We start from the raw sequence: 17,391 nt of genomic DNA, 5'->3' as shown, positions 1-17,391 counted from the left end.
GAGTTATTGGCTCCTTACTTCTGTTAAAGATAAGTCAGCTAAGTAAACTAACACATAAATCATAGACAACAAAAAGCCGGCATTGCCGGCTTTTTTATAATTTACGTTGTAGGCTAATAACTTAGCGTGAACGGAAGACGATGCGTCCTTTGCTCAAATCGTAAGGTGTCAGCTGAACCGTTACCTTGTCACCCGTTAAAATACGGATGTAGTTTTTACGCATTTTTCCTGAAATGTGTGCCGTTACGACATGACCATTTTCAAGTTCTACACGAAACATTGTATTTGGCAAGGTTTCAAGGATTGTGCCTTGCATTTCAATGTTGTCTTCTTTCGCCATTAATCAGTTATCCTGTTAGCCTTCAAATAATAAAACGGGCACATCATGCCGTAAATTGGTGCTGCTGTAAAGCAAAGGTTGAGTATATACGCTATCTACAGCTTAGTTATGGTTTAATTCACTGGTTTTTGATCTTAATCTCAGTTACCCAGCCTGATTGAGTCAAGATTTGGTGAGGGCGATAGTCGCGCTTATAATTCATTTTTCGAGACTCATCAATTTGATAGCCAAGATACAGAAATTGTTTTTTCATCATTTTAGCAATTTGAGTTTGCAGTAAAATGAGTAAGCTACCTAATGAACGCTTATCGTATTCTGGAGCAAAATAGCTATAGATTGCAGATAGGCTGTGTGGCAAAACATCGGTAATTGCAACACCAATTAGCTCATCGCTAAGCCGAAGTTCGATAAATAGTGGTTGCATCCAAGTCGCTGTCGCAAAACTATCGTATTGCTCAGGCGTTGCTGGGAACATAGGGCCGTCATGATGGCGAGTGTTTACGTAACGCTCATAAAGCGCATATTGCTGCTCAGTTTTGTGTTCAACGATCTTCCAGCTTAAATCTTGATTGTTCTTCATTGTGCGTTTTTGTCGCTTAGATAATGAAAAATCATCTATAGATAAGCGGATTGGCAGGCAGGCACTGCATTGTGGGCATTGCGGCTTATAGATCATACTGCCACTGCGACGAAACCCAAGTGCGAGCAGTTGCTCGAATAAGTTCACATCGATAACATCTTCTTGTAAAACCATGAGTTGCTCTTGCTGATCATCTAAATAACTGCAAGGAAAGGTTTTGGTTCTACCTACTGTGACGTGTCTAGATTTAGAGTTCAAGGAGTACCTCGGTTTTACGCCAGCTATCGGGGTGTACTTGACCATCTCTTAAATGGGTCAATAGCCTAATAAAGTCTTCACGTCTAATAGACTTTGCTCCTAAGCTGTCTAAATGTGGATTTACCACTTGCGCATCAATAAGCTTAAAGCCACTGCGCTGCAGATGTTGCTGTAATACGATCATAGCAGCTTTCGAGGCATTAGTTGCGCGGTGGAACATAGATTCACCGCAAAAAACTTGGCCAATAGCTAAACCATAAAGCCCGCCGACTAATTGGTTACCCTGCCAAACTTCTAGTGAGTGCGCATGGCCTTGTTGATGTAATGTTAGGTAGGCTTGCTGGATTTCAGTCGAGATCCAAGTGCCATCTTGGCCTGAACGAGGTGCTGCACAGCCTTCTGTTACAGCTTTAAAACTATGATTGATAGTGAAGGTCCAATCTTGCTTTCTTAGGAACTTAATTAAACTCCTGCTTATTCTCATATTCCCTGGAACAAAAACAGCTCGGGGATCGGGAGACCACCAAAGGATAGGATCATCAAAATTAAACCAGGGAAATATGCCGTTATAATAGGCGTTTAGTAAACGTTCAGGTCGCAAGTCACCGCCCACAGCTAAGAGACCGTTAGGATCAGTTAATGCTTGTTCAGGAGGTGGAAAACCTTGCTGATCATTATTTAAATAGGACAGTGAGTTCACAATTGAGTAAGATTAATAAATATACTTATCCTTAAAGTTAGCGGAAAAAGTCTTATGTTGAAACCTCATCTTATTGTTTTCACTGTTATCTGTTTGTTTTTTGTTACACAAGCGACAATTGCCGCGCCTTACGACCGTAATCAAGCTGTTCCTGTAGAAAAAGTCGAGTTTGGTCAAGTCGCCTCAGTACGCAATATTACACAAAAGCAATTGGTTGAAGACCAAAATACGGGCTGGAAAACCTTTGGTGGTGCGTTAATCGGTGGTGTGGTTGGTCATCAGTTCGGAGGAGGTTCCGGTCAAGATGTGGCAACAGTACTAGGTGCGTTACTTGGTGCGGGCGTCGGTAATCGCTATGGAGACAGCTCGTATTATCAAGAACTAAGATTGGTTGAAATGATGATAACCCTAGATACTGGCGAGCAAGTTATGGTTATTCAAGATTTGGACCCCGGAATGGTATTTAATGTAAATGATGACGTCAGGGTCGTTTATTTAAAAGGTTTCGTCAGGGTTGACCGACAGATGTAATGAGACACAAAAAGCCGCGTATAGCGGCTTTTTTTGTGTGCTTTGGCTTAAACAACAGAATAGGCCGTCTGGCTTAAAGACTTAATACAGGCTTCGATAATAGCGAGTTGTTGGACGAATATTTTATCATCTGCTGCATCACCTATGCTAAGTCGTATAAAGTTTTGGTGGTTATTAAAATCATCCCCATTTCTAACGAGAATATTTTTTTGCGCAAGAGCGGTAACCACATGATGGGCTTTTAAAGGTAAAGCTAATTGGAGCCAACCATTTAAACCTCGCCATCTTTGTTTTAGTCCTAATCTTTGCCCCATTTCAATACAGAGTTGCTGTCTTTGTGCGATAACTTGTTCACGCTGCCCCATGAACTCAGGGTTTTGAATAACCCGACAAGCGAGCTCTGTATTGAGAGGTGATATCATCCAGCACTGGCTATGAATAGCCTGTTTGATTTTAAGAGCATATAGATTTGGGACCAGTAAAAAACCTTGGCGTAATCCACCACAAAAGACTTTTGATAAGCTTGATAAGTAGATTACATGTCCAGGGTCTTCACTTTGTTCGGATCCTTGCTCTATTGACCAAATAGGCGAATGCCATTCGCTACTAAGGCAATAGTTAACATCGTCTTCCAAGATCACTAAATTATATTTTTTAGTTAACGCTAAAATAGCTTGGCGTTGGGATAAATTGTATTGAATACAAGTTGGGTTTTGGTTATTCGGCGTGATGTAAAGTACTTTCGGCTGGTGAGCTATAATCTTTTGTTCAAGTTCACTTAAGTCTAAACCTTCATCACTTAGCGTAATAGGCTCAATGTTAATCCCCAGTTGTACTGCTGCGGTATGGATCCCGGGGTAGCAATTACCCTCACAAAGTAAGGTGTCACCGGCTTGCATTAATCCATTTAGTACCGCAAAAATCCCTTGTTGTGCACCATGGGTAAACACAATTTGCTCAGGTTGTTGAGTAATCCCCCGTTTGTGTAGCCATTGGCTAAAGATAAGTTGATGCTCCTTTAAGGGCTCACCATGATATGCCATTAGCTGTGTTAAACGCTGAGGAGATTTTGCCAATTGACTCATAGCGTCACTTAGCACGCTAATCTGATTAGTTAATGGTGGCTGGCAAGTTGCGAAATTGATTTGTTTGTTTTTAAATTCGCTTTCTTCAGCTCTAACAAATGTCCCAGCGCCGACCTTTGCGTATACATAGCCACGTTGTTCAAGTACTGCGTAAGCTCGAGTAACCGTCCCTACCGTAACACCTAACGCATCAGCTAAGCGCCTTTGTGGCGGTAACTTGGTGTTTGCTAATAACTCTCTTTGGTTGATGGCGTCTGCTGCTGCTTGTGCCAGTCTTAAATACTTAGCTCCAGAATAACTGTTTAGTTTCGGCGTCCAAATTGTACCCATAACAATAAAACCATTGTATTCATAATTGTTGGCGTTAGTATGCACCTATTAGTTTAATTGTCTAGTTATTGTACGCGTACAATTGTTGGGTTTAACTTTATAGAATGATATTTGATATAGAAAATATCGTTAAATTTTGGAGGTAGTAAAGTGGAAAGCATTTGGCCATTAATGATTTCAGCTGCGATATTTTGCGCAACAATGACAATGACTCCAGGGCCTAATAATGTCCTGTTAGCGACATCTGGTGCTAACTTTGGCATAAGGCGTACTTTGCCTCATTTAATTGGTATTAGGGTTGGGCAAACTTTGCTGCATGTGTCGATTCTGCTTGGGTTAGGCGGGGTCTTTGAAACTTGGCCTGTTATGCATCAAGCACTGCAATTTGCCTCGTTAGCTTACTTATTGTTTCTGGCCTATAAAGTGTTTACTTTGCCTGTAGATAACGAGCTCGCTGTTGCCGAACGGCAACCTATGACAGTAAAAGAATCTGCTTTATTTCAATGGATAAACCCTAAGACGTGGATGGCAACAATTACCTTGTGCACCGCATTTACTATTGGAGGAGAGGCTTATTGGTTAAGTGCTATTGCAGGAGTATTCATTTTTAATATTATTGGTTTTCCAGCATCATTTACTTGGGTGATATTGGGAGCAACAATTAGGCGTAAACTCAATACTACAAAAAGACGTAAAGGCTTCAATTTATTGATGTCAGGCCTCTTGTTAGTGACTATTCCACTGATTATTCGCTAGCGTAATGCAGTATCGAATAAGGCTAACTTGAAGCTGTCGCTTTTACGGTGTTTAAATTTGGTTAGAGTTGGCTGCTTGTGGCGTCACTCATTTTATTGAGCTTCGACGCCACACTATCAAACTTAATCTTTGCTTTTTTAGCAAGTTTAAACTGCGATGTGTTTACCAAACTCAAAACTCTTACCGCTTTCTAACCATGTCGGATACTTTTTCATTATTTGTGTAAATGCATCACTTTCAATATGAAACTTTAGCCACTTTTTAAGATGCGTGTAATGACTGGCGTCAAACCAAAATTTGTCTACGGACGCGAACTGGCGAATAAATGGAAAAATGGCGTAATCGGCAATGGATACCTTATCACCCATTAATTGCGAGTGCTTTGCCAATATACTTTCTAGTTGCGCAATAAATACCTCAGCTTGTTGTCGATAATACTGCTCACTGTGATCTGGGTGTCTATCTGCGTATTTATACTTATCTAGCCAAGGTTTAAAGCTATGGTCATTGGTATGAATTAGAGCTTGGGCTATCTCTTGTTGTTGCGGCGCTTCACTTAATAACAAATTCAGCGGGTCATGTTGCATTAGTGCCCAGCACATGATCTCAATACTCTCTTCAATCACACTTGCATCAGGCAATATCAGTACCGGAACGGTGCCTTTAGGTGATGCAACTAACATCGCCTCGGGCTTATGTTTTAACACTATTTCTCGCAAGTTAACTGATTGCTCTGATAATAGTATGCCAAGCCTTGCACGCATAGCATAAGGGCAGCGGCGGAATGAGTAGAGAGTAGGAAAAGACATATGTAGGACTTATTTTTATAGTTTTATAAGGCATATTCTTAACTGTTAAACGTCAAAAAACAATCAATAATCTATTTTTACATATCAAATCTGTCGTTAATTGAGTGATCCTTAGCTGTAATCTAGCCGCAGTGATTTCTCAGCTAGATTAATTAACCTTACTTTTTGTACCTGTTTGTTTCTGTGTGACTCAGGTAGAATTCGCCGCGAATTTGTGTGGTCGCTCACGTTTGCGACCAAAGTTAATAGCACTGGAGATTAAGCTTCAGAAAGCCGAAAAAGGGATAGACATGTCAAAAATTGTAGTATGCGCCATGTACAAATTTGTTAGCTTGCCTAACTTTGAAACTCTGCAAGCACCGCTGCTAAAAGTGATGCAAGATTCAGAAGTGAAAGGCACCTTATTGTTAGCTCAAGAAGGAATTAACGGTACTGTTGCAGGTTCACAAGCTGCAATTGATAATCTTCTCTCTTGGTTAGCTAAGCAGCCGGGGCTAAATAATATTGTTCATAAGCTTTCTTTTGATGATGCTATGCCGTTTTACCGGACTAAAGTGAAGTTGAAGAAAGAAATTGTAACGATGGGGATTGAAGGTGTTGACCCCAATAAAGTTGTTGGTACTTACGTTAAGCCCAAAGATTGGAATCGATTGATTTCAGATCCAGATGTAATGTTGGTTGATACTAGGAACGATTATGAAGTGCAGATCGGTACCTTTAAAAACGCCATCGATCCGAAAACTGAAACCTTCAGAGAGTTTCCAGAATACGTCAAGCAAAACCTTGACCCTGCTAAACACAAAAAAGTGGCAATGTTTTGTACCGGCGGTATCCGTTGTGAAAAATCAACCGCTTATCTAAAGGAGCAAGGTTTTGATGAGGTTTATCATTTAGAAGGCGGGATTTTAAAGTACCTTGAAGAAGTTGAGCAAGAAGAGAGTCTATGGCAGGGGGAATGCTTTGTTTTTGATAATCGTGTTGCGGTTAATCATGATTTAGAGAAAGGTCTATATGATCAATGTAATGCGTGCCGTATGCCTGTAACTGCAGAAGAAATGGCATTAGACAGCTTTGTACAAGGTGTCAGTTGTGTTCATTGCATAGATAAAACCACTGAAAAGCAACGTCAGCGTTTTATTGAAAGAGAGCGTCAAATGCAGCTGTCTAAGCAGCGCGGAGAAGCGCATATTGGTAGTGATGTTAGCAAAGTCATTAAAGTGCGTAGGAATCAGAAAGAGCAGCTTAAAAAAGCGCAAAATGCTAAGTAAACATAGCGAATGTAATTAGCATCATAACGCGATATAGACAGTAATCGTTTGCACATATTTAAAGGCAGCCAATGGCTGCTTTTTTTATTTTTAAAATGCGCTTTTTACTCTGGTCTGACTGTGCTATTTTGCACGGCTTTTTTACGCTTTAAAGGATAAGGGAATGTTTGTAGGTTTTGACTACGGTAGTGCTAATTGCGCTATCGGTGTGATTGAAGGCGATGACGTAAGGTTAGTGCCCTTATCTGGCGACTCAAAATATATGAGTTCGACCCTTTATGCGATGGATAGGGAGCTCATTGCTGAAGCAGTATTAAAACAGCTGTCTCAAGCTGAACAGGCAGAATACACACGTTTGCGCTCGGCGCAATTGAGTCGCGCTGCAGCGGCTAGACGCGATCTAGATTTATTACCTCATGAACAAGCCGTGTTTGTGGGGGAACAGGCTATTGAAGCGTATCTCGAAATGCCAGATGAAGGCTTTTATGTACGTTCTCCTAAATCATTCTTAGGGGCTACAGGTCTTCGTGAAAGCCAGATTGCTTTGTTTGAAGACATTGTCACCTTGATGATGATGCATATTAAGACGCAAGCTGAAAGCCAACTTAAACAAGGTAACAATACAATTACTCATGCGGTGATTGGCCGTCCGGTGAACTTTCAGGGTATTGGCGGCGAGCAAAGTAACCTACAAGCAGAAGCGATACTTTCTTTAGCGGCCAAGCGAGCAGGATTCACCGAAGTTGATTTTCTTTTCGAGCCATTAGCTGCCGGAATGGATTACGAAGCGTCACTTGATGAAAACGTGACGGTATTGGTGGTTGACGTGGGTGGTGGTACTACCGATTGCTCGATGGTGAAGATGGGACCTAATCATATTGATAATCGTGACCGCAGTGCTGATTTTCTCGGTCATAGTGGTCAACGCATTGGCGGTAACGATTTAGATATTGCGTTGTCGATGGCGTCATTTATGCCACACCTTGGCCTTGGTAGCTTGATGGTTAATAAATTACCTGTGCCGAGTAAGCCTTTTTGGAATGCAGTTGCGGTTAATGATATTAGCGCGCAGCGAGATTTCAGTGCTCTCGGCTCTAAAAAGCTGATTGAAGATTTGATTAAAGATGCCCAGCATCCGGAGCTTATTCAGCGTCTACTAAAAGTTCAAAAAGAGCAGCTCGGTTACAAAATTGTACGCAGTGCTGAGCAAAGTAAAATCGCCTTATCTGATGCTAATAGCGTTGATACTCCGCTGGATTATATCCACAATGGATTACATGCTAAGGTAAGTGACAGCGATTTTGAAGCGGCAATCACCATGCCTCTTTCAAAGGTTGAAGCTTTGATGCGTGAAGCACTAGAACAATCGGGTGTGATGCCTGACAGGATTTATGTGACAGGTGGTACAGCGCGCAGCCCTGCTATCTATAAGCGAATTTCTGGACTTTTCCCTGAGATCCCAATTGTGGTCGGTGATCACTTTGGTAGTGTTACTGCTGGATTGACACGCTGGGCGCAAAGGGTATTTGCTTAAGCCGTATTATTGGCATAATGACGTGGATAAATGTAAAACGATTTAATATTGAATCGCTTTTCTTAAGGAAATTGAAATGACAGGTTTGACAAAAAAGCTGGTTTGCATTGCTAGTTTAGCTGTGGCTTTAGTATTAAGTTTAAGTGGGTGTGGCGATGATGTGGGTAAAGTGAGTTTAGGCTTATTTACTACAAAAGATGTGATTATTGATGCACGCCATGACCCTAAAATACCAGGAGTGACCTGTCATATTAGCCGAATTGAAGCGGATTTAAGTCTTGCAGACCCATCTGATATGAGCATTTCTTGTCGTCAAACCGGGCCAATAACCGCAGCAGAAATTGCTAATATTGATAAGAGTAAAAATGGTGAGGTGGTATTTAAAGAGTCACTAAGCATTTTATTTAAGTCGCTTAAAGTGCGCCGTATTTATGATAAAGAAAATCAAACATTACTCTATCTGTCATATTCAACTAAAGAGACTAATGGTAGCCATAAGCATGCGCTGTCAACCGTGCCGCTTTACGGCACAGAGGCTTGGATAGAGCCCTTGAATAGAAATTAACTAAAAAGACCACTTTTAAAAGTGGTCTTTTTTTGTATATATTTTAGCGATTGCAATCGGTTAACACATAAAATAACATTTAAGTTACATGCAAGCCCTTCATCGAATCCACAAATAATTATAATAGGAAGTAACACTTGTCTAGAGAAGAGCAGTACCTAAAAGAGGCAATTAGCTTTTTTGCTTCGCAACAGTTTTCTTCTTCAGGAATTTATGCCAGAAAGGTTATTCGTAAAAATCCTGATAATTTGGATGCCTTACTTTTATTGGCTAAATTGTCTATGAGGCAAAATGACGTGGGTGAAGCACACAAATTTTATTCTAAATCTTTAGCTTTATCTCCAAATTGCCAAGAGTCCTTACAAGGATTAGCTTCGCTAGCAGAGAGTAAAGAGCGCTTTTTTGAAGCATTTGATTATTATCAAACTTTGTCGAGTTTACTTCCAAATGATCTCGGTATTCGCTTTAAGCTTGGTATGACTGCACTGCAAAATGGTAATGTTTCGATTGCTGAGCAGTCGTTGAGAGAGTGTGTAGATCAGGAGTTTGTTGATAAAGCATGCTTGCTGAACCTAGCGCATGTTTATAAAGCTAAAGGTGATACGGATAAAGCGGTACAGCTATATCATCAATATATTTTGCAAGCCCCTGAGCATCAGTCTACCGGGTATTGGAGTCTTGCTGATTTAAAAAGTTATCAAATGACAGAGCAAGACCGAAACAATATTGAGACATATTTAGCAGCAAGTAATATGTCTTCAGCCAGCCGATCATTGATGTTGTTTGCCTTAGGCCGATTCTGGGAACAACAGCAAGAGTTTAACAAAGCCTACCAGTCAATGACTCAAGCGAACCAGCTATTAAGCCCTGCAAGGCCTTTTAAGAAAGAAAGCTTTTTGCATATCATCAAAAGTCTTAAGACATATCAGGCTAATAATTCGATAGATGTAGCACAATCCAATAAATCGCAGATCCCTATCTTTATAGTTGGTATGCCGCGCTCAGGCACAACTCTGGTAGAGCAGATATTAGCTAGCCATAGCAAAGTACAAGCCACCGACGAGTTACCCTATATAGAGCGTATTGCATTACAACTGGAAATGTCTGGGGGGTATGTAAAAAACCTTCAAGCTTTAAGCACTGAAATGGTAAGCCAGATGCGGCAAAGCTATTTAAAAGAGGTTGAGCCATATCTTGATGAGAAAGCTGCGTATTTTATTGATAAAAACCCAAACAACTTTCTGCATATAGGCTTAATTAAGACACTGTTTCCCGAAGCAAAGATAATTAATGTCATTAGGCATACAACAGATAATGCGATTAGTGTCTTCAAACAGCACTTTAGTCGGGGTCATGATTACTCTTATAGCACTGAAGGTATTGAGATCTATTGGAATGCTTATCACGATATCATGCAACATTGGGATAGGTTGTACGGTGAGCAATTATGCCATGTCAGCTTTGAAACTTTGGTTAATGACCCTGAAACACAAATTCGCCGGATTTTGGACTATTGTTCGTTAGATTTCATGCAAGAATGTATTGATTTTCATCAATCTAAAAGAACAGTATTAACACCAAGTGCGGCACAAGTAAGACGACCAATGAATGTTAAAGCTATTGGTATGCGTGATAAATACCGACAAGCGATGGGAAAAGATTACCATGTGTTTGAAGGTATTGCGGCTAAGGTTAAGCAATATTACTTTAGATAACCAATATGAATGTAAATATAAGGCCAACACGTTAATCGGGTGTTGGCCTTTTTTATGTCAATTTAGCTTAATTGACCATGACAGTGTTTATATTTTTTCCCCGAACCACAATGACAATCGCTATTGCGACTTAAACTAGCTGTTGATTGTTTAGATGATGTAGAGGTTGCTTGCTGAATATTCGAAGCTGCCGCTGTTTTGCCGGTATTCGAAGGAGAAGCGAGTTCAGTACTCATTGCTGGCCCTACGATTAAATGCAGTAAAATCGTAGCAGCGGAAGTACTCTCATCAACTTTTACCTTATCGTTTAAGGATGCAATACTCTGTAATAACTCTTGTCGTAACTGATGATATTTGGGCCAACCTTGTTTATCGCATTCGTATTGTGACCATACTTCTCGCCAATCAAGGTAGAAGTTAGTGACTCGTTGAGTAAAAGCATCGACCTCTTGCTTATTGTTACTAACAAAAGAAGTAATCTCTGTAAACAGATCTTGAGCCAAGAGTTCTATTTCGGCAGGTGGCATAATGATCGGAAAGTTGCTCTTTTCGGTTATGAATCGACTTGGATTATCTGAAGAGTAGGGTAAGTGTTTGACGTTATTTAAATGGTTGAATTGGTTTTCAAAAATGGCAGCACGTTGGTTCACCATCTCCCAAAAGCGGCTTGAACCAGCAATATCGATCACTAAATGGACTCTGTGACAGTCGCTTAAATTAGCAACTCTATGATATTTCCAAGAATCAAATATCCAACACTCACCAGCCGCCATATGTACTTGTTTGTCAGCACAATGAAACTCTACGTTTGGCTCTGTAATAATAGGAATGTGGATCCTAACACGTTTATACCAGTGGTAATTTATATCTGAATGTAGCGGCACCTCAGCTCCAGGGCCTAATCGCATTAAGCGAGAACGACCAATCACTTCGTCAAAAGAGGCTATCACTTGCTGTATATAAGCACATTTTTCCAAAGCCGATGTAGGCAGCATCTGTCCTTTAAAGTCGTTATTAAATTCACCATTTACTGACACCAAAGGGATTGCTGAGTTGCCTTTGAAGCTTTCATGATGGGCAACCCATTCTTGCTCGGTAAACTTTGATACTTCTTGCTTTAAGCGTTCAATATCAAATGTCAGTGGAAGTTTGTAAAACTCTTGAGCCAATTTCATTGTTATTTTCTCTTTATTATGGCGTATGTAGGTCTAACTTAGTTGACCATGACAATGCTTAAAACGCTTTTTTGATCCGCAAGGGCAGTCTGCATTTCTTGGTACCTTGTTATGATTTATCACTGTGTTAGCTGATTTTTGAATACTGCTTTGAGCTTGTAGCTGCTGCCATTCTTCTGCGAGCAAGAGTTGCTTGTCTTGGCTAAGCAGCGAGTTAATGCGTTGCAGAGTAGGCATTACTCTGGGCCAAACAGAATGAACTTCTTGGTAATTACTTAGCCACTTATTTTTTTTGGGTGCTGATAACGTAAATTGAGAGTGGGGTAATGGCTGGCTGCAGGCTTGTTGTAGTTGCTGATCAAAAGGGATCTGAGCGAAGTTGCAGATGGACTTTAATGTTGTGGTGGTATCGTTGATTAAGTTTTCATAGTGGACTATTTTCCATCGTTCTTTGGGAAGTTTTTGTAGTGAGCTAATAATGGATTCATTAGCTTCACACCATTGAAATGCCGCAATATTTTGCAGTGGTTGCCCAAGAAGCTGTTTCCAGTTCTTTGGCAATAATAGCGACCAATCGCCATTCCAACCGGGGAGCCCTGGGTAAGTTCTAAAACGGTTAGAACGCCAAGCCTCCATAATACTGCTTATATTTTCTTTCGGATCCCTAACAAGATAAACGAACAGTGCATCTGGGAAAAGTTGGTTTATAAAGTCAATGCGTAGGCTGTTCTTGGGAGTTTTCTCAAGAAACCTGACTTTATCTACAGGGGATATTTTACTTCCTGTTGACGATTGAAGGTTCTTCTTAAAACCGCTGTAAAGCATTTCTGTTATTATTGGCGTGGCATCATCGGCCGTTAATGCATTCGATTCAAAGTTTTTTGAGGCGATGTTTAGTCCCGGAATACTTTCTATGATTGCATGGCTCTCGCCTCCAATGGAAAGTAAATGACTATTTTTAGATAAGACTTCATATAAAAGTGTACTGCCGGATCGTGGCGCTGACAGAATGATTATTGGGCGATCGAAACAATTATTTTTCAAGGTATTACACCATTATTATGAGTTTCTGTATCGAACGCGACCTTAGAAGGTTGTGAATACGTTACGACTTGTTGCTAATACTTTAAGCAATGCGCGATAAATATCAAGAGTCGATAGAAGTGAAGTTACATTTATCTTTATATTTTTATTATAAATGTAGGGGGAAGGAGTCATTCATTTTCTAGTGATTAAGGCGGTTTGTAAGGTTAATAAAAAGCCAGCATTAAGCTGGCTTATTTAGTCTCTATTATTGGCTTTATCGATTATTGAGTACTTGATTATAACGCTCAAAGGCAGCGTCTAAATCGGCAATTAAGTCATCGACATTTTCAAGACCAATATGTAAACGAATTAATGGTTTACTGCTGTCCCACTGAGTTGCAGTACGTAGCTTATCAATGCCAAATACGCCAAGAATTAAACTTTCAAATCCACCCCATGAAAAGCCCATTTTAAAGTGCTGCATATTTTCAACAAAGGCGGTGATAGAGCGCACGTCACCTTGTTTTAATACAAATGAAAATAAGCCGTTTGAGGCACTAAAGTCACGTTTAAAGAACTCATGACCAGGGCATGATTCAAATGCTGGGTGTCGCAGGTGATCGACCTCTGGGCGAGTCGCCAACCAATTAGCGACTTTAAGGGCATTTTGCTCATGCTGGGCTAAGCGAATACCTAACGTTCTCAGTCCACGACTTGCAAGATACACGTCATCGGGAGAAGTACATTGGCCTAGCAAGTAGCTATTTTCACGCAGTTGTTCCCAATGCTGTGCATTTGCGGTTGCTGTTCCCATCATCACATCGGAGTGACCGACAATGTATTTAGTCGCGGCTTGAATCGAGATATCGACGCCCATTTCAAAAGGGCGGGAATTAATGGGGGAGGCCCAGGTATTGTCGAGCATCACAACGATATTGTGCTGGTGGGCTATGCGGCTGAGTGTCGGTACATCTTGAATTTCCATGGTGATAGAACCTGGAGATTCAAGAAATAGCACTTTGGTATTAGGCTGAATAAGTGCTTCAATACCTGCGCCAATCATTGGGTCGTAATAAGTGGTTTCAATGCCATAGCCTGCCAGTAGCTTATTACAAAGATCGCGTGTCGGTTCATAGGCACTATCAACCATTAACAGATGATCGCCAGCCTTTAAAAACGATAATAAGCTGTTGCTGATGGCTGCACTGCCTGATGGATAAAGTGCGGTACCGACACCACCTTCGAGCTCAGCAATTGCTGCTTGAAATGCAAAGTGAGTTGGGCCACCACGTCGCCCATAAAACATTTCGCCGTTAGCTTTATTTTTAGCTGCAAAACGCATGTCTTCAATGGTATCAAACACCATGGTTGATGCGCGGTAAACTGGCGGGTTAATCACCCCTTGAGTCCATTTTTTATCACGGCCTAGACTGACTATTTGTGTTTCTTTTTTCATAGGGTGAATTCCATCAGTTTTATTTTTAGCCATCTTAACATCTAAACGGCTAAATGGAAGTGTCAATATGTTCAGCTTCTCAAATGCCAGCATTAGCCACTTTGGTTACCGATGATAACCTGATCCACTGACACTGGATTTGGGTGTTATCGTCAGTTGCTCTTTTCATTATGGCTGTAATCCAAAAATGCTAAAACGCTTAAGCCGACGTTTTGGTAATAGGCAGACTAATCGTGATTTTCACCCCATTGATCTCAGCTTGTTTATCTTGGGTATTACGCGCGATGATTTTTCCATGGTGAAATTGGCAAATTAATCTCGCAATATAAAGCCCTAAGCCAAGGTGAGGTTTATCTTGGGCTTTTTGCGCTCTAACCGACACCATAGACTCGAAGATCTGCTCTGCCATATTTTCGGGTAAAGCTGGTCCTTGGTTACACACACTGAGCTCGGCAGACTTGCCTTTTAGGTTGAGCGACACCTCAATCGGTGTATTGTTATGGCTAAACTCAAGTGCATTGGCGATGAGTTTGTCCATCAGCTGCGCAATGTACTCGGGCACTCCTTTTACAGGGATATTCTCTTGTGTGATATCGAGTGTAAAAGTTTGCTCCGGGTAGGTCATTTGATAGCCTTGCATGCAACCACTGATGACTTTCTCTAAAGGAAATACAGTTTGCTCTGCATGAGAGAGGCTCTCTTCTAAACGGGTTGCTTCGCTCATATTATTTAAGATCATATTGAGGCGATTAACCCCTTCTTGTGCCCGATCAACATATTTACGGCTATCAGGGTTTAACTCTTGCAGTCCTAAGTGCTCAAGCGATGATCGCACCACGGCTACAGGGGTTCTTAACTCATGAGACAAGCGTGAAGACATATTTTCTAAATAATGAGTGTACTGACTTAAGCGGCTAACAATACTGGCAAAACTTCTTGATAGGTCGCCAATTTCATCGCGTACTTTAGAGCCCTGGATTTCATTTTTAATCCGCCCTTGGCTATCAATTGCTTGCTCAGCTTCATCACGCAGTTTACGTATACGGCTTGAAATATTCGAGGCGAAGAAAAATAGCGCTAAGGTGCCCATACTCATGATGGTTAAGATCACGTTGAACAACTTTTCTAAAGCTTTGTTTCTGAGCGTGCGAATACCATGGGTGGTTTCTTCTGCAATCACCACGCCCATCACTTTGTCGTCAATCCAAATAGGGCTTGCAGCGGCAAGTACCACGGCTTTGCTATCGGGAGTGAGGCGCCAAGTTGAGCCTTGCTGACCATTGAGCGCTTTGGTGATATGACTGCCTTGAAGGACCGTAGAATCTTGTAAGGAATCAATAAAGTCTTTGGCGGGGATGGTCAGTATTTTGTAGTACAGTGGGCGTAAGTATTCTTGCTTAAACTTACCCCAGCCGGAATTATCTTCTTTATCAATCGATGAACGTGACCATACGCTGTTATCTGAGCGAATATCGCCAGACTTTGCCAATACGCGGCCGTGTTTATCAACGACCCAAATACGTGAGCTATTATGGCTCATGCCTTTAATAATGCTTTCTATCTCTGGTGATGGTACCAATACAGTACCGAGCTTACTGACATCATCGATGGCAGAGGTACCGACAACGGCATCAAGAGCGCGAGTTTTGCTATCGTTTACATCGTAAACAGCAAAGCCAAGCTTGCTACCGACCATATTAAGCGGGATACGTAGCTCAACATTATAACCTTGTTTGCTTCTAGTCCACTTACCTTGGATTTTAACTTCAGGGGTAACCGGTTTTGATAGCCCCGGATCTTCGGGTAACTCAAACGCACTTATCCAACCATCTTGAGTTGTCGCCACAATATAGCGACGAAACTGACCATCGGGCGCGAGGGTGGCAATGGCAATATGATCGTTTCTATCTATGCTTAGGCTATTTTTACCACGATAGATAACGTTAGGATCTGTGACTTCAAAGAATGCATATAGGTAGCCAGCGTATTTGCCCACCATATGAGTGAAGCTCATCTGTAGAGGCTTGGACTCATCGCTTTTATAGATTTGGTTATCGACGCCATAGTTAAGTGTACGGTGGCGATAACTGCTCCAATCGTTGAGCTTGCCATCGAGTTGAATCGGGCCTGATAGCGGATAGGCATATAAGTCGCGGCCTTTTTCTACCTGAGTTAAAAAGCTGGCTTGGCTATCAAACAGCTTTGGTCGCTCATGTAGGGCTGTTGCCAAGGCTTGGGTGGTGCCTTCCAATGTTTTTTCTTGGCCGTGGCGCAGGTATTTTTCCATTTCCCATACGTACTGGTACCCAAGCCAAGGTAGGCAGAGTAAGAAAAGCGATAACACTGCGACTTTAGTGCGCAGACCTATGGGCAAATTAAACATGGCGTAACCAATACCTAAATGATGATATTACTCAGCGAACTGCTTATTTGAGCTCGAAACTTAATAATTAACTGTGGGAATCCCAGCGATAACCCATGCCATACACGGTATCGATACAATCGAACTGTGGATCCTGTGCGATAAACTTTTTACGAATACGTTTTACATGGGAGGTAATGGTTGAGTCGTCGACAAAGATTTTAGCTTCTTGCATCAACTCCTGGCGTTGACGTACATGACCCGGGCGTTTAGCTAGCGCGTGAACCATCCAAAATTCAGTCACAGTGAGTTCGATTTGCACCCCATTCCAAAACACTTGCATACGATTTACGTCAATCGTTAATAAACCATGTTCAACAATATGGCTCTCATCAATGCTGGCATTTTTTAGATCTGAGCGTCTAAATAAAGCTGCTAGACGTGCAATAAGGTGAGGGAAGCTAACATCTTTACTTAGGTAGTCATCGGCGCCAAGGCGCAGACCACATACTGTGTCAAAGTCACTATCGCGAGCTGTTAAGAAGATAATTGGTAAAGTACTCGACATGGCTCTGAGTGACTGACAAAGGGTAAAGCCACCATCAATCTCATTTTCTAAGCCAATGTCAATAATCGCCAAATCGGGTAAGCGGGTATTAAATGCTTGCATGGCCTGCGGACGGTTAGCATAAGCTTGCACACAGTAGCCCTGTTGCTGCAATACCTCTTTGTAGTTCTCTCTAATCGCCGCTTCATCTTCGACTATAGCAATTCGTTTCATGATGTCTTTACTTGCACCTTATCTGTCTAATGGGTTGTGACTATACAGCAAAATACTTGGGTTTGAAGTCGTGAACCGTGATTGCCATTTTGTTGCCACAATTGACCCTGAAATCGCCTT

At 41.4% G+C, this 17,391-nt stretch carries 16 protein-coding genes; 6 read left to right on the top strand and 10 right to left on the bottom strand.

All coding sequences use genetic code 11. The annotated features are described in order from the left end of the window. Positions 1-121 precede the first annotated feature (121 nt). The 3 genes from infA to aat all read right to left on the bottom strand — a co-directional run bounded on the left by infA (position 122) and on the right by aat (position 1,878). The gene (gene infA / locus L2747_RS02190) at positions 122-340 is read right to left on the bottom strand and encodes a translation initiation factor IF-1 (RefSeq protein ID WP_005500725.1); all 219 of its coding nucleotides are present in this window, start codon (positions 338-340) and stop codon (positions 122-124) included. A gap of 118 nt (positions 341-458) precedes the next feature. Then, positions 459-1,178, bottom strand: coding sequence for an arginyltransferase (locus L2747_RS02185; RefSeq protein WP_248997467.1), 720 nt, complete (start codon positions 1,176-1,178; stop codon positions 459-461). Next, entirely contained in the window at positions 1,168-1,878 is a 711-nt protein-coding gene (gene aat / locus L2747_RS02180) for a leucyl/phenylalanyl-tRNA--protein transferase (protein WP_248997466.1), read from the bottom strand. Before aat ends, L2747_RS02185 begins: the two co-directional genes overlap by 11 nt. A gap of 54 nt (positions 1,879-1,932) precedes the next feature. On the opposite strand from aat, the gene L2747_RS02175 reads away from it, so the two are divergent. Then, complete coding sequence (locus L2747_RS02175) at positions 1,933-2,409, top strand: outer membrane lipoprotein (protein ID WP_248997465.1); 477 nt, start codon at positions 1,933-1,935, stop codon at positions 2,407-2,409. Positions 2,410-2,456: 47 nt separating this feature from the next. Here L2747_RS02175 and L2747_RS02170 read toward each other — a convergent pair whose 3' ends face one another. After that, positions 2,457-3,824 carry an aminotransferase-like domain-containing protein gene (locus tag L2747_RS02170; RefSeq protein ID WP_248997464.1) on the bottom strand — a complete coding sequence of 456 codons (1,368 nt, stop codon included), beginning with the start codon at positions 3,822-3,824 and terminating at the stop codon, positions 2,457-2,459. A 171-nt stretch (positions 3,825-3,995) separates the two neighbouring features. On the opposite strand from L2747_RS02170, the gene L2747_RS02165 reads away from it, so the two are divergent. Continuing rightward, the gene (locus L2747_RS02165) at positions 3,996-4,580 is read left to right on the top strand and encodes a LysE family translocator (RefSeq protein WP_248997503.1); all 585 of its coding nucleotides are present in this window, start codon (positions 3,996-3,998) and stop codon (positions 4,578-4,580) included. A gap of 146 nt (positions 4,581-4,726) precedes the next feature. Here L2747_RS02165 and L2747_RS02160 read toward each other — a convergent pair whose 3' ends face one another. Continuing rightward, a complete protein-coding gene (locus L2747_RS02160; protein ID WP_248997463.1) occupies positions 4,727-5,389 on the bottom strand; it encodes a glutathione S-transferase in 663 nt (220 codons plus the stop codon). Positions 5,390-5,679: 290 nt separating this feature from the next. Between L2747_RS02160 and trhO the strand changes: the two genes are divergently transcribed. The 4 genes from trhO to L2747_RS02140 all read left to right on the top strand — a co-directional run bounded on the left by trhO (position 5,680) and on the right by L2747_RS02140 (position 10,471). After that, positions 5,680-6,657 (top strand): oxygen-dependent tRNA uridine(34) hydroxylase TrhO, encoded by a 978-nt coding sequence (gene trhO / locus L2747_RS02155; protein ID WP_248997462.1) that lies wholly within the window; start codon positions 5,680-5,682, stop codon positions 6,655-6,657. 163 nt (positions 6,658-6,820) lie between these two features. Next, a complete protein-coding gene (gene yegD / locus L2747_RS02150) occupies positions 6,821-8,191 on the top strand; it encodes a molecular chaperone (protein WP_248997461.1) in 1,371 nt (456 codons plus the stop codon). A 76-nt stretch (positions 8,192-8,267) separates the two neighbouring features. Then, positions 8,268-8,756, top strand: a complete 489-nt coding sequence (locus L2747_RS02145; RefSeq protein ID WP_248997460.1) for a CreA family protein — start codon at positions 8,268-8,270, stop codon at positions 8,754-8,756. 137 nt (positions 8,757-8,893) lie between these two features. Next, positions 8,894-10,471 carry a tetratricopeptide repeat-containing sulfotransferase family protein gene (locus L2747_RS02140; RefSeq protein ID WP_248997459.1) on the top strand — a complete coding sequence of 526 codons (1,578 nt, stop codon included), beginning with the start codon at positions 8,894-8,896 and terminating at the stop codon, positions 10,469-10,471. A 62-nt stretch (positions 10,472-10,533) separates the two neighbouring features. On the opposite strand, the gene L2747_RS02135 is transcribed toward L2747_RS02140, so the two are convergent. The 5 genes from L2747_RS02135 to pdsR form a co-directional block, all read right to left on the bottom strand. Further along, positions 10,534-11,646: an aspartyl/asparaginyl beta-hydroxylase domain-containing protein gene (locus L2747_RS02135; protein WP_248997458.1), complete on the bottom strand. Its 1,113-nt coding sequence runs from the start codon at positions 11,644-11,646 to the stop codon at positions 10,534-10,536. Between the two features lie 33 nt (positions 11,647-11,679). After that, the gene (locus tag L2747_RS02130; protein WP_248997457.1) at positions 11,680-12,690 is read right to left on the bottom strand and encodes a sulfotransferase family protein; all 1,011 of its coding nucleotides are present in this window, start codon (positions 12,688-12,690) and stop codon (positions 11,680-11,682) included. Positions 12,691-12,946: 256 nt separating this feature from the next. Further along, positions 12,947-14,128: a cystathionine beta-lyase gene (locus L2747_RS02125; protein ID WP_248997456.1), complete on the bottom strand. Its 1,182-nt coding sequence runs from the start codon at positions 14,126-14,128 to the stop codon at positions 12,947-12,949. Between the two features lie 199 nt (positions 14,129-14,327). Then, positions 14,328-16,511 (bottom strand): proteobacterial dedicated sortase system histidine kinase, encoded by a 2,184-nt coding sequence (pdsS, locus tag L2747_RS02120; RefSeq protein WP_248997455.1) that lies wholly within the window; start codon positions 16,509-16,511, stop codon positions 14,328-14,330. A gap of 67 nt (positions 16,512-16,578) precedes the next feature. Next, complete coding sequence (pdsR, locus tag L2747_RS02115) at positions 16,579-17,271, bottom strand: proteobacterial dedicated sortase system response regulator (RefSeq protein WP_248997454.1); 693 nt, start codon at positions 17,269-17,271, stop codon at positions 16,579-16,581. Between the last annotated feature and the right edge of the window lie 120 nt (positions 17,272-17,391).

The organism is Shewanella marinintestina (assembly GCF_023283845.1).
GTDB lineage: Bacteria > Pseudomonadota > Gammaproteobacteria > Enterobacterales > Shewanellaceae > Shewanella > Shewanella marinintestina.
This window is presented reverse-complemented; position numbering and strand designations above follow the sequence as displayed.

Excerpts from the sequence above, each read along its gene's own strand:
- L2747_RS02145 (WP_248997460.1), top strand. The coding sequence starts at position 8,268 with ATGACAGGTTTGACAAAAAAGCTGGTTTGCATTGCTAGTTTAGCTGTG.
- L2747_RS02160 (WP_248997463.1), bottom strand. The coding sequence starts at position 5,389 with ATGTCTTTTCCTACTCTCTACTCATTCCGCCGCTGCCCTTATGCTATG.
- trhO (WP_248997462.1), top strand. The coding sequence starts at position 5,680 with ATGTCAAAAATTGTAGTATGCGCCATGTACAAATTTGTTAGCTTGCCT.
- L2747_RS02125 (WP_248997456.1), bottom strand. The coding sequence starts at position 14,128 with ATGAAAAAAGAAACACAAATAGTCAGTCTAGGCCGTGATAAAAAATGG.
- yegD (WP_248997461.1), top strand. The coding sequence starts at position 6,821 with ATGTTTGTAGGTTTTGACTACGGTAGTGCTAATTGCGCTATCGGTGTG.
- pdsR (WP_248997454.1), bottom strand. The coding sequence starts at position 17,271 with ATGAAACGAATTGCTATAGTCGAAGATGAAGCGGCGATTAGAGAGAAC.
- pdsS (WP_248997455.1), bottom strand. The coding sequence starts at position 16,511 with ATGTTTAATTTGCCCATAGGTCTGCGCACTAAAGTCGCAGTGTTATCG.
- L2747_RS02135 (WP_248997458.1), bottom strand. The coding sequence starts at position 11,646 with ATGAAATTGGCTCAAGAGTTTTACAAACTTCCACTGACATTTGATATT.
- infA (WP_005500725.1), bottom strand. The coding sequence starts at position 340 with ATGGCGAAAGAAGACAACATTGAAATGCAAGGCACAATCCTTGAAACC.
- L2747_RS02165 (WP_248997503.1), top strand. The coding sequence starts at position 3,996 with ATGATTTCAGCTGCGATATTTTGCGCAACAATGACAATGACTCCAGGG.
- L2747_RS02170 (WP_248997464.1), bottom strand. The coding sequence starts at position 3,824 with ATGGGTACAATTTGGACGCCGAAACTAAACAGTTATTCTGGAGCTAAG.
- L2747_RS02175 (WP_248997465.1), top strand. The coding sequence starts at position 1,933 with ATGTTGAAACCTCATCTTATTGTTTTCACTGTTATCTGTTTGTTTTTT.